We start from the raw sequence: 11,983 nt of genomic DNA, 5'->3' as shown, positions 1-11,983 counted from the left end.
CTGTTAAATGGTCAATAGCATTGTTACAAAGCAAAACTGTGATTAAAACCGTTTATATTTACTTACCGTATCTTACATAAATATGAACACTATCCTGTAATTATGAAAAAACTCATCGTATTGACCCTGGCGTTAGTAGCTTTTGCAGTAACGCCAAAAGCACACGCCCAAACAAAAATGGTAGGCGGCGCAGCCATGCTCCCCAATAAAAACATTGTACAAAACGCCTCCAACTCTAAGGATCATACTACGTTGGTAACCGCTGTTAAAGCAGCCGGCCTGGTGCCAACCTTATCCTCGGCGGGGCCGTTCACTGTATTTGCCCCAACTAACGAAGCCTTTGGTAAATTGCCTGCAGGTACCGTTGATAACCTGGTGAAACCTGCAAACAAAGCCAACCTTATAAAAATATTAACTTATCATGTAGTCGCCGGCAAAATGAGTTCGGCTGATTTGCTGGCCAAAGTAAAGGAGGGTCGTGGTAAAGCCGAGTTGAGTACCGTAAGCGGTGGCACTTTAACCGTAATGGCACAAGGCACAAAACTATACCTGGTTGATGAAAAAGGCGGAAAATCATTCATCAGCATTGCCGATGTAAACCAAAGTAATGGTGTAATACATGTAGTAAATACCGTTTTAATGCCAAATTAAAGAGCGAGCGGCAGACGGTTTGCAATAGGCAGTCCTTTTAGCAGACGGAAAACTGCCTGATGAAAACTTTCCTTTTGAAGTTTTATTTCGTTCCTTTGTTTACTTTTTGGTAATATAAAGTCAATGTTAAAATAAACAGCCCTGGAAAGTACCCTATATGAGTTTTATACTTAGCCCAATTGATACCGTTGAAAATATTTCTCCTGAGGATTTTAAGAAGAACTATTTAAACCCACGTCGCCCATTAGTAATTAAGGGGCTCACCAAAAACTGGCCCGCCCGCGAAAAATGGACACCTGAATATTTAAAAGAAGTGGTTGGCAAAAAGGTAGTGCCTTTGTATGACAACTCCAAAGCCGATCCATCAAAACCCATCAACTCATCGGCTACCGAAATGCCCTTTGATGAGTATATCGATATGATCCGTACCCAGCCTACCGAGCTGCGCATCTTTTTCTTTAATATCTTTAAACAGGCTCCGCAGCTATTGGATGATATTGTACTACCTAAAGACCTCATGGGTGGCTTTTTAGAAAGCATGCCGGCCATGTTTTTTGGTGGCTCAAATTCGGTTACATTTTTACATTACGATATCGATCTTCCGCATATTTTCCATACTCATTTTGGTGGGCGCAAGCATGTGATCTTATTCGAGAATAAATGGAAACGCCGTTTATACTGTATCCCTAATGCTACTTATGCCTTAGAGGATTATGATGTATTAAACCCCGACACCAAAAAATTTCCGGCACTTGATGGTGTAGAAGGCACCGAGGTATTTCTTGAACATGGCGATACCCTGTTTATGCCTACCGGCTACTGGCACTGGATGAAGTACATCGACGGATCATACTCCCTAAGCCTGCGCGCCTGGGACGCATCTGTAAGCCGTAAGGCCGCGAGCTTATACAACCTGGCCATCAAAGGCGGTGTTGATAGTGTGCTAAAAATGGCTTTCAAAGAAAAATACGCCAAATTCCGTGAGGAACTGGCCGTTAAATGGGCTAATAAAGAGCTGGCTGCAGGTAAGCCGTTGTAAATTCTGTTATTACTTTTGCCGATTTTGTGAACCAATACCGGGTTGATATTGCCGAAATCTGCTGATGCAGGATAAAACGTTACAGAAACCCGTTATGCCATGGATTTTGAAAGCTTATCTTTTTTTAAAAAACTTTCAAAAAAAACAGTTGGGCGAAAACCTGTCAGGATTTAAGCGCGAGTGAATAGGCATAAGATAAAAATATAATTATCGAGAGATAAATTTATTTACAGCTATAACAGCATTTTTAAACCTTTCCTCCCACTCATTTCCCGGTATTAAAACGTAGCTGATGCCACGGTTAATTAGTTCCTGCCGATGGCTTTCATTTAGTCTGTTTCTATCAGCCTCGTTAAGTCTTGTCCCATCCTGCACATAAGGAGCGTCGGCATCAAGATATAAATAAAGATCAAACTGATTAGCCGCTGCTACCCATTCAGACACTTCCAAATCCTTATCAAACAAAAACCGGCTGTATGACCGTGTTGTATTTAAATCGGTATCAACAAACAACAGTTTATCGGCCTTCTTTATTTGTTCATTGATAGTTTGTGCATGCAATTCGGCTATCCGGATTAAATGTTCTTCTGTACATTCATGGGTATGCTCCAGTATCTCACGGGCCGTTTCGGGTACATCTACCGTATTAAAATGAATAGCCAGCCTTTTTGCCAAAGTAGTTTTACCTGTTGATTCGGTGCCATACAGGCAAATCTTTTTGATAAAATAAGGTTTTACAGCACCAGGTAAAAAATTCCAGAAAGTAAAAGGATCATTCCTTATCTGCGTGGCAGATACAGGTACTATTTTGCGGGGTTCATCAAATATAATGTGCTCGCAGTTTAAAAACCTGCCCATATACGCACCGTAAGCTTCTGAGGCGAAAATCACATCAATGGCTGGCAATTGCAGCTTCAAATAATCAGCCCAAAGCCTGGATACCCCTTCTGATGATGCCGAAGTATTGGGCAAAACCGCTTCATCATAATTCAATAACCAGGGTTTAACCTTGCTATTGTCTTTATAGGTTTCGGTAACCCATTCCAATCTGCGGGCGCCTTGTATTGGCTCATCATCACTGGCACTTACCAAAACAACCAGTTCATCGCAGTGCTCCAAAGCAAAATTAATTAAGGCTATATGCCCGTTATGCAAAGGCATAAATTTTCCTATGACCAATCCTCTCTTCATCTCAAAAAATTCTGCCTCAAATCTAAGAAGTATGATCACATACTATCTTCCATTCACCATTAATTTTCCTGAACCAGAGGGTATAATAGCCGCCTAAATCGTCTTTAACACGCTTAAGGTGCCATCCGCCTAAAACAAAAGCATTAGTAGCATTCAGTACTTTTACTTGCATAATAGTAAATTTAAGCTGCCCCATAGCGGCCTTGTCCGGATATCGCTTTTTATAATGATCGAGCGTAGTTTGCCAGCCATAAACAGGCGCGTTTTTACCTACAAATACCAACGAATCTGATTTCCAGTAACCCTGCATAAAGCTTTCAATATCTGCCCGGTTCCAGGCAAGTTCCTGCTTATGCATCACAGTTAATATGGCTTGCTTATCCTGGGCATAGCAAAAACAAGAAATCAGGAGCAAGAAGAAAGACGGGATGAGTTTTTTCATAGTTTGAAGATAGGAATTTTGTGGAACCTGAATTTACCGAAAATATGAATTAACATAATGATAAAAAAAGCTAAAAATTCTTAAATTCTAAAAATTCCGGTTCAGACAAAAAATCAACTATATTTGAGTTTTACTGCCCTAACAAAAACTCAATATGAAAAATCAGGTATTAAGCTTTGGCGAAGTTTTATGGGATGCTTTTGGCGATGGTAAAAAAGCGGGGGGAGCACCAATGAATGTGGCCAGGCACCTGGTGCAGCAAGGCGTAAACGTTACTTTTGCCAGCTCTGTTGGCATGGATAACAGCGGCGACGCGTTGATTGAGTTCCTTAAATCCAACGGCCTTTACTCCGACCTGATCCAGCAATCTGATGAGTTTCCTACCTGCGAGGTTACCGTTAAGCTGGATGAAAACAACCAGGCAACCTATATTATTCCCGAACCTGTTTCCTGGGATAATATCGAAACAACTGATGTGCTTAATACAGCTGCAAAAAAAGCGTCGGCCATTGTATTTGGCAGCCTTGCCTGTCGCCTAAAAACTACCCGCGAAACACTGCTTAACCTGCTTGATGAGACCCCTGCACTCAAAATTTTTGATGTAAACTTGCGCCCTCCTCATTTTACACTTTCAACCATAGAAACCCTGGTAGCGCGTGCCGATGTGGTGAAGATGAACGAAGAAGAAGCCAACCTGCTGATAGGTGGCAGCAATAATTCGTTAAGAGACCAGATAGCAGAGTTTCGTTCCAAATACCATAACCAAACCATTTGCGTAACACGCGGCGAAAACGGGGCGATAGTTTGGCACGATCATAAATTTTATGAAAGCCCTGGCTGCCCCGTAAAAGTAGGCGATTCGGTAGGTGCGGGCGACGCGTTCCTGGCTACCTTTGTAACCGGTTTACTGGCCAGCCACCCCATGCAAATTGTGGTTGATAAAGCTTGCTCTGTAGGGGCTTTTGTTGCCAGTCAGCGTGGTGCAAACCCAATTTATCCGCCAGAGCTGTTGAGTAGTTTGGCGTATATTTAAATCAAAATTCAAAAGTAAAAATTCAAAAATGCTTAAGGCCGATAGTCAAAATGACTGTTGGCCTTTATTATTGGATAGCGGTTCCATTTTCCAATTCTCAAATCTTCAAATTTTCAAATAAGAATCTGCACATCTGAAATCCGCACATCTGCACATCTATCAAATTGTCATACTTACCTAACAATTTATTTTAATCCCCGCTACTCCAAACTTTTAAGAATAATTATCCGTTCCTTTATATTAAGAAAGGACAAAATATGCGCGGTTTTGGATTTTCCAAGTTTAAACCCAACCAGATCCCTAAAGGCGGATTTGAAGAATTATTAAAATTATTTCTTGAATTGCTCAACTACACTTCGGGCGATGCAGGCGAAGCTTTAGCCTGGCTTAACGAGCTTGATAAACAATATAACCTTACTAACGACGAGTATGGTATAGGCGATTTTATTGACGAACTGAAACAAAAAGGCTACCTGAGCGATGACCAGCAAAGCGGCGGCTTCAACATAACAGCAAAAACAGAGCAAAGCATTCGCCAATCGGCATTGGAAGAGATCTTTGGTAAGCTCAAAAAATCGGGCAAAGGCAATCACATTTCACCACAATCGGGCCAGGGGGATGAAAAAAACGCAGAACGGCGGGAGTTTGAGTTTGGCGATAGTTTGGACCAGATTGACATGACTCAATCTATTCACAACGCGCAGGTAAACCACGGAATCGGCGATTTTATGATGACCGAGCGCGACCTGGAAGTGGAGGAAATGGACTACAAAACCCTTACTTCTACCGTGCTGATGATCGATATATCGCATTCCATGATCCTTTATGGAGAAGACAGGATAACCCCGGCAAAAAAAGTAGCCATGGCCCTTGCCGAACTGATTAGGACCAAATATCCAAAAGATACCCTTGATATTGTTGTTTTTGGTAACGATGCATGGCCTATAACCCTGCAGGATCTGCCTTATTTACAAGTTGGGCCCTACCATACCAATACATACGCGGGCCTGGAGCTTGCTATCGACTTGCTACGCCGCCGTAAAACGCACAACAAGCAGATTTTCATGATCACCGATGGTAAACCAACCTGTTTAAAAGAAGGTACCAAGTATTATAAAAACAGCATTGGGCTTGATAGAAAAGTGGTAAACAAAACCCTTAATATGGCTGCCCAGTGTAAACGCTTAAAAATACCTATCACAACGTTTATGATAGCAAAGGACCCCTACCTGCAGCAGTTTGTACGCCAGTTTACAGAGACAAATGGCGGCAAGGCCTTCTACAGTTCATTAAATGGCCTGGGCGAATATATTTTTGAGGATTATATTAAAAATAGAAGGAAAACGGTACGCTAATTTGAAGATGTGTTAATTTGAAGATTTGAAAATGTTATTTTTTAAATTAGACAAACATACCTTCCTACATAAAATAAAAATCAGATGGTCATTTGAAGATTATGATTTCCCATTTTCAAATCTTCAAATCCTCAAATTTTCAAATTCAACAAATGAGTAAATTATTAGATATTAAAACCCTCGGTCAGCTTAAAAAAAGTGCATACAAAAGCCGTTCGGTTAAAGATGAACTACGTACCAACCTTATTGAGCAACTAAAAAAACGTGAAGGCGGTTTTGAAGGCATTATTGGGTTTGAGGATACAGTTATACCCGATCTGCAAACAGCCATCCTGTCTCGCCACAATATTTTGTTGCTGGGTTTACGGGGCCAGGCCAAAACCCGTATTGCACGTTTGTTGATCAATTTACTGGATGAATATGTGCCTTACATCGAAGGATCTGATTTGTTTGATGATCCTTACAACCCCATTTCATGGTTTGGCCACAGTGCCATAACCGAAAAAGGCGACGATACTCCTATAGGCTGGATTCATCGCTCCGAACGGTATACAGAAAAGCTGGCTACACCCGATGTTACCGTTGCCGACCTAATTGGTGATGTTGACCCTATAAAGGCAGCAACATTAAAATTAACCTACTCCGACGAACGTGTTATCCACTTCGGGCTAATCCCACGTGCACACCGCGGTATATTTGTGATTAACGAATTGYCCGACTTGCAGGCCCGTATCCAGGTTTCATTATTTAACATCTTGCAGGAGAGAGATATCCAGATCCGCGGGTTTAAACTGCGTTTGCCCTTGGATATCCAGTTTGTATTTACTGCCAACCCCGAAGATTATACCAATCGTGGATCTATTGTTACACCACTTAAGGATCGGATTGAAAGCCAGATTTTAACACACTATCCGCGCACGGTTGAAATTTCAAGAAAAATAACTCAACAGGAAGCCTCACTTACAGATGAGCAGCGGAACACTGTTGAAGCCGACAATTTGGTTAAAAATCTTATTGAACAAATTGCCTTTGAAGCACGCAGTTCCGAATATATTGATAAAAAATCGGGAGTATCGGCCCGTTTAACTATTTCGGCCTATGAAAACCTGATCAGCAATGCAGAGCGCCGCATGATCATGAACCATGAGCCAGATACCTTTGTGCGTATTACCGACTTTTTGGGTGTTATCCCTGCCATCACCGGTAAAATTGAGCTTGTTTATGAAGGTGAGCTGGAAGGCCCCGGCAAGGTGGCCAATATCCTGATAGGCAAGGCTATTAAAACCACACTCCTTGAATTTTTCCCCGACCCGGAGAAGGCTAAAAAGGCAAAAGGGGTAAACCCTTACGCCAATATTATTAACTGGTTTGGCGAAGGTAACAACCTGGCTTTGGTTGATGATATGTCATTACTTGATTACAAAAAAGAACTTAATGAAGTTGCCGGGTTAAAAGACCTGGTTAAAAAGCTCCATCCGCGTTTAACAGAAAACCAGCAATTACTATTGATGGAGTTTGTGCTGCATGGCCTTTCAGAGTTTTCGCAGTTAAACAAAGGATTTTTAGATAACGGTTTTGCTTTCTCGGATATGTTTAACAGCCTGTTTAATCTGCAGCCTGATGAAGATGACCTTGATTTAGATGACGACCGTTATAATTGATACTTTTTCAATAAATGGCAGAACAGACGCTTAACATTATCCTGATTATTACGGCACTATTGCTAATTGATCTGTATGTATGGCACGGCATACGCGGGGCCTTTCAAAAGTGGGAGCTGGTGCGTAGAAAGCCATTTACCATTTTTTATTGGGTAAGCTGCATTTTAATTATTGGAGGCTTGCTAACCGGGCTCTATTTTCAATTGGGGCTTGGTGTGCGCGCAGCGGGTTTGCTAATCTTCTCCCTTACATTTATAGGTAAGCTAACATTTTTGCCTTTTTTGCTAATTGATGATGTAAGGCGGATACTGGTATGGCGCAAAGCCAGGTTTACAAACTTATCTAAAAAAAATACCGCCCTAACCCCACCCAATGCTATTCCCCGGTCAGAATTTTTGATGAAAGCCGGTTTGCTGGCGGGTGCTGTGCCTTTAGCTGCCATTAAGATTAATATGCCTAAGGGCTTGTACGATTATCATGTAAAATACCAAACCCTGTATCTGCCTAATTTACCCAAAGCTTTTGACGGCATTAAACTGGGGCAGATCTCTGATATCCATTCGGGCAGTTTTTATAATAAAAAAGCGGTACTTGGCGGTGTTGAAATGCTGTTGAAGGAAAAACCCGACTTTATATTTTTTACCGGCGACCTGGTTAACAGTGAAGCCAGCGAAATGCGGTATTACCAGGATATTTTTGCAAAAGTAAAGGCTCCGCTTGGTGTTTATTCATGCCTGGGCAATCATGATTATGGTGATTATACTGACTGGTCAAATCCCGCCGATAAACAAAAAGACCACAGGGCCCTGGTACTTACCCACAAAAACATGGGTTGGGACCTGTTGCTGAACGAAAGCCGCCGGCTTAAAGTTAATGGCGAGGAAATAGGGATACTTGGTGTTGAAAACTGGGGAGAATTTAGTCGTTTCCCTAAGTATGGGCGTATGGATCTGGCTACAAAAAACACCAATGATCTACCCGTAAAGCTGCTCCTCTCACATGATCCATCTCACTGGCGGGCACAGGTGCTACCAGAATATCCGCAGATTGATGCAATGTTCTCCGGTCATACACATGGTATGCAATTTGGTGTGCGTTACCAGGACTTTCAGTGGAGCCCTATTAAATATGTTTACCCGGAATGGGCCGGACATTACCAGCATAACAAGCAGCAATTATATGTAAATGTTGGCTATGGCTTTGTTGGTTTATACGGCAGAGTTGGAATATTGCCTGAGATTACGATATTTACATTAAAAGCCGGGCACGATCCTTCTGGAAGCAAAGCATAAGATCAAAGCGGGCAGATCATTACCCAATGAAGAAAATATTTCAATCAGTTTTTGATTTTCTGCTGTTCAGTAATATCTTCATGTCGCTTTGCGCTGTGGCCCAGGCATTGGTTACCTTTCACCTCATCGGATCTAAACCTGTTTTATCCGTTTTGGGATTACTATTCACCTCTACCTTAGGTATATATAATTTCTGCATACTCATTACCAAACCTAAAAAGCCCGAAGCATCGCCCTACAAACGTGTACGCTGGTTTTTTGACCATTACCGGTTGATGGTAACGTTTACCATAGTTTCGCTACTCTCGCTTGTCCCCCTGTTTTTCCTGATCACTACGGAATCAAAAATACTGCTCATCTTTTTGGGTATTTTATCATTTTGCTACGGTTTACCACTATTTGCAGTTGGCGAACAAAAGTTTGGCCTGCGTAATATACCCGGTTTGAAACCATTCCTTATCACCCTGGTATGGACAATGAGCTGCGTACTATTCCCGGTACTTGAAGCAATGCATCATCACGCAACTGATATATCTATGCGCGATACTACTATACTGATTGCTAAAAGGTTTTTATTTATTGGTGCACTTACTATACCCTTTGATATCCGCGATTTGTTTGATGATCGGACAATGGGCTTAAAAACCATCCCGGTAGTTTGGGGCGAAAAAAATGCCTACCTGTTTTGCCAGGTTTTGCTGGCAGGCTATGTGGGCCTGCTTTTTCTGTTCAGGCAAAACGGTTTCAGTGCCGATTTTTTTGCATTAACACTCACCGTTTTCCTTACCGGCTGGCTTATCTTTAAATCTGGCCGGGAAAAAGATGAGTACTATTATTTCTTTTTTATGGATGGCGTACTCATATTGCAATATGTTGTACTGTTGGCCGTTAACCTGGTTTTTAAAAGCCATTAATATGGCTGCCAACTTTAATAATTCCGCCTGGTTTTATGATAGCCTTTCGCGGTTGGTTTATGGTAAAGCGATAGTGAACGCGCAGCTTTATTTGCTCGGTTATGTAAAACCTGGCAGTAAAATTCTGATAGTTGGCGGCGGCACAGGCTGGATACTGGAAGAGCTAACTAAACTTTATCCGTCGGGTTTATACATTACGTATGTTGAAGTTGCTGCGGGGATGATGGCGCTTTCTCAAAAAAGAGACACAGGCAATAACCAGGTGAATTTTATAAATGATGCAATCGAAAATGTGTATCTCTCCCAGGATTTTGATGTAGTGATCACCCCTTTCCTTTTTGATAACTTTACCAATAAAACTTTAAAAACTGTGTTCAATCATATTCATGTTCTGCTAAAGCCAGGGTGCATCTGGCTCAATTGCGATTTTCAGTTAACAGGGAAATGGTGGCATGGATTTTTGCTTAAAAGCATGTTTGTTTTTTTTAGATTGATCTGTGGGATAGAGGCCGGTAAGTTACCGGAGATTAGCAGCTGTTTTAATTTGAATGGATATAGGATTTTAGATGAAAAGCTTTTTTTTAATGATTTTATAGTGGCGAGGGTGTATGAGAAGCTCAATATAACCGTCATTGCGATATAAACGCAAACCTCTTATGCGTCGAGTTGTAAAATTCCATGAAACTCTGAAGGGGAAATGATGTTTTAAAAGTTTTGTCATCCTGAACGCAGTGAAGGATCTATTTTCAGACTGTACAGGGCGAAGAAGCATGGCGAATAGTAGATCCTTCACTGCGTTCAGGATGACAAAAAGTTTTTTTTTGAAAACACGTCATGGGTAGTGGTTATGTGCTTCATTAGAAGCATAAAAACATTAACAAACTCAATTTAGGAGCTTCTTAGTGATTTCGCAATTGACGAGAAAGAAAACATTTTACTGATTATACACAAACTTATACCCAATCCCCCTAACCGTTTGCAAATATTGCGGCGAATCGGCATTGGTTTCTATTTTTTTGCGCAAACGCACTATGTGCATATCCAGCGTACGGGTGTTTACATCGGCATTGTAGCCCCAAACTTCCATCATCAGTTCTTCACGGTTAATTACCTTATTCTTGTTTTTCAAAAAGTAAAGCAATATCCGGTTCTCCAGTATCGTAAGTTCTATTTTACGGCCATCCCTTATCAGCAGGTGCGTATTGGGCAAATGCTCCATGTTGGCAAACTTGTACGATTCTGCTTTTTCACTATTCAGGCTGAATTTGATCTTGTTATCAATCATAGCCACCAGCACATCCATATTAAACGGTTTGGTAAAATAGTCGGATACGCCAAAGTTATAGGCTTCAATTTTGTCAACATCCTGGGCTTTTGCTGTCATTAGTATTACCAGCTTATCGTAGCCCTTTTCCCTGATGTTGCTACAAACTTCAGATCCCGGTTTGCCGGGCAGCATCCAGTCAAGCAGTACAATGTCTGGCTGTTCGGCCAGTATCATAGCCTCTGCATCGTCGCCGTTATCGGCCTCCAAAACTTTATACCCCTCGGTTTGCAAACGCTCTGCAACCAGGAAACGCAGGTTTTCATCATCTTCAACCAGCGCAATCTTAATTTCTTTGTTCATATTTTAATTTTCGTTTGGAAGCGTAACTATAAATTCCGAGCCCTCATTAATTTTACTGTTAACCGTAATCTCTCCGTTCATAAAATTAACCAGCTCTTTACAAAACGCCAAGCCTAAACCTACGCTTCCGTTTTGGTTATATTGATTCTCTATCCTGTAAAATTTTTCAAATACGTTGCTTTGTTCGTTTTTAGGGATTCCTATTCCCCTATCAATAAATGAAAATACAATCTTTCCTTTTCTCTGCGTTATATTTATATTAAGTTCCTTTTGCCTGGGGTGCGAATATTTGTAGGCATTTTCTATCAGGTTTTGAAAAACGCTGCCCAAAAGTACAGGATCTGTGTAAAAACTATGTACGCCTTCTGCCGTATAGTTCAGCTTAAAATCGGGGTACTTAATTTTAAAAGAACCAATATACCGGCCCACAAAATCGTTAACAATAATTTTCTCTTTTTTTATACTAATAGATTTATTTTCAAGCTGGGTGAATGATAACAACTTATTCATCAAATCGTTTAGTTTATCTGCCTCTTCATCTAAAATTTTACCGTAATGCTTACGTTGTCGTTCGGTAAGTTCTCCGTCCCCTTTAAGGTTTGATCCGGCAATTTTTATTACGCTGACCGGAGTTTTAAACTCATGTGTAAAGTTGTTGATAAAATCGTACTGTAGTTTAAACAATTTGATGTTCACATTAAGGTTACGGTAAATGAGCCAGCCTATCAGCACCAAAAAAAGCGTTATCAATAATACCGCTGCTCCTATRGGCATAAAC

At 41.1% G+C, this 11,983-nt stretch carries 12 protein-coding genes; 8 read left to right on the top strand and 4 right to left on the bottom strand.

Going from position 1 to position 11,983, the window contains the following annotated elements; genetic code table 11:
• Positions 1–102: 102 nt before the first annotated feature.
• Positions 103–651 carry a fasciclin domain-containing protein gene (locus tag AC1DPZ_RS14550; protein WP_477404553.1) on the top strand — a complete coding sequence of 183 codons (549 nt, stop codon included), beginning with the start codon at positions 103–105 and terminating at the stop codon, positions 649–651.
• Between the two features lie 157 nt (positions 652–808).
• On the top strand, positions 809–1,690 hold the full coding sequence (locus AC1DPZ_RS14545) for a cupin-like domain-containing protein (protein ID WP_477404551.1): 882 nt from the start codon (positions 809–811) through the stop codon (positions 1,688–1,690).
• A gap of 207 nt (positions 1,691–1,897) precedes the next feature.
• On the opposite strand, the gene AC1DPZ_RS14540 is transcribed toward AC1DPZ_RS14545, so the two are convergent.
• A complete protein-coding gene (locus tag AC1DPZ_RS14540) occupies positions 1,898–2,881 on the bottom strand; it encodes an AAA family ATPase (RefSeq protein WP_477404549.1) in 984 nt (327 codons plus the stop codon).
• A 22-nt stretch (positions 2,882–2,903) separates the two neighbouring features.
• A complete protein-coding gene (locus AC1DPZ_RS14535; RefSeq protein WP_477404547.1) occupies positions 2,904–3,323 on the bottom strand; it encodes a YybH family protein in 420 nt (139 codons plus the stop codon).
• Positions 3,324–3,477: 154 nt separating this feature from the next.
• Between AC1DPZ_RS14535 and AC1DPZ_RS14530 the strand changes: the two genes are divergently transcribed.
• From AC1DPZ_RS14530 to AC1DPZ_RS14505, 6 genes are all read left to right on the top strand, one after another.
• Positions 3,478–4,356 (top strand): carbohydrate kinase family protein, encoded by an 879-nt coding sequence (locus AC1DPZ_RS14530; RefSeq protein WP_477404545.1) that lies wholly within the window; start codon positions 3,478–3,480, stop codon positions 4,354–4,356.
• A gap of 257 nt (positions 4,357–4,613) precedes the next feature.
• Positions 4,614–5,711, top strand: a complete 1,098-nt coding sequence (locus AC1DPZ_RS14525; protein ID WP_477404543.1) for a vWA domain-containing protein — start codon at positions 4,614–4,616, stop codon at positions 5,709–5,711.
• 152 nt (positions 5,712–5,863) lie between these two features.
• Entirely contained in the window at positions 5,864–7,372 is a 1,509-nt protein-coding gene (locus AC1DPZ_RS14520) for an AAA family ATPase (protein WP_477404541.1), read from the top strand.
• 14 nt (positions 7,373–7,386) lie between these two features.
• Positions 7,387–8,664, top strand: a complete 1,278-nt coding sequence (locus AC1DPZ_RS14515) for a metallophosphoesterase (RefSeq protein ID WP_477404539.1) — start codon at positions 7,387–7,389, stop codon at positions 8,662–8,664.
• 26 nt (positions 8,665–8,690) lie between these two features.
• On the top strand, positions 8,691–9,578 hold the full coding sequence (locus AC1DPZ_RS14510) for a UbiA prenyltransferase family protein (protein WP_477404537.1): 888 nt from the start codon (positions 8,691–8,693) through the stop codon (positions 9,576–9,578).
• A gap of 1 nt (position 9,579) precedes the next feature.
• Positions 9,580–10,221, top strand: coding sequence for a class I SAM-dependent methyltransferase (locus AC1DPZ_RS14505; protein WP_477404535.1), 642 nt, complete (start codon positions 9,580–9,582; stop codon positions 10,219–10,221).
• Between the two features lie 291 nt (positions 10,222–10,512).
• On the opposite strand, the gene AC1DPZ_RS14500 is transcribed toward AC1DPZ_RS14505, so the two are convergent.
• Together AC1DPZ_RS14500 and AC1DPZ_RS14495 are read right to left on the bottom strand one after the other, a co-directional pair.
• Positions 10,513–11,205, bottom strand: coding sequence for a response regulator transcription factor (locus tag AC1DPZ_RS14500; protein WP_477404533.1), 693 nt, complete (start codon positions 11,203–11,205; stop codon positions 10,513–10,515).
• Between the two features lie 3 nt (positions 11,206–11,208).
• The coding region (locus AC1DPZ_RS14495; protein WP_477404531.1) for a sensor histidine kinase at positions 11,209–11,983 on the bottom strand (775 nt) is incomplete at its 5' end.

This window comes from Mucilaginibacter sp. P4_G9 (genome assembly GCF_056400985.1).
The sequence above is the reverse complement of the archived record's forward strand: the minus strand, read 5'-3'. Positions and strand labels throughout refer to the sequence as shown.

Excerpts from the sequence above, each read along its gene's own strand:
- AC1DPZ_RS14525 (WP_477404543.1), top strand. The coding sequence starts at position 4,614 with ATGCGCGGTTTTGGATTTTCCAAGTTTAAACCCAACCAGATCCCTAAA.
- AC1DPZ_RS14545 (WP_477404551.1), top strand. The coding sequence starts at position 809 with ATGAGTTTTATACTTAGCCCAATTGATACCGTTGAAAATATTTCTCCT.
- AC1DPZ_RS14550 (WP_477404553.1), top strand. The coding sequence starts at position 103 with ATGAAAAAACTCATCGTATTGACCCTGGCGTTAGTAGCTTTTGCAGTA.
- AC1DPZ_RS14505 (WP_477404535.1), top strand. The coding sequence starts at position 9,580 with ATGGCTGCCAACTTTAATAATTCCGCCTGGTTTTATGATAGCCTTTCG.
- AC1DPZ_RS14510 (WP_477404537.1), top strand. The coding sequence starts at position 8,691 with ATGAAGAAAATATTTCAATCAGTTTTTGATTTTCTGCTGTTCAGTAAT.
- AC1DPZ_RS14500 (WP_477404533.1), bottom strand. The coding sequence starts at position 11,205 with ATGAACAAAGAAATTAAGATTGCGCTGGTTGAAGATGATGAAAACCTG.
- AC1DPZ_RS14530 (WP_477404545.1), top strand. The coding sequence starts at position 3,478 with ATGAAAAATCAGGTATTAAGCTTTGGCGAAGTTTTATGGGATGCTTTT.
- AC1DPZ_RS14535 (WP_477404547.1), bottom strand. The coding sequence starts at position 3,323 with ATGAAAAAACTCATCCCGTCTTTCTTCTTGCTCCTGATTTCTTGTTTT.
- AC1DPZ_RS14515 (WP_477404539.1), top strand. The coding sequence starts at position 7,387 with ATGGCAGAACAGACGCTTAACATTATCCTGATTATTACGGCACTATTG.
- AC1DPZ_RS14540 (WP_477404549.1), bottom strand. The coding sequence starts at position 2,881 with ATGAAGAGAGGATTGGTCATAGGAAAATTTATGCCTTTGCATAACGGG.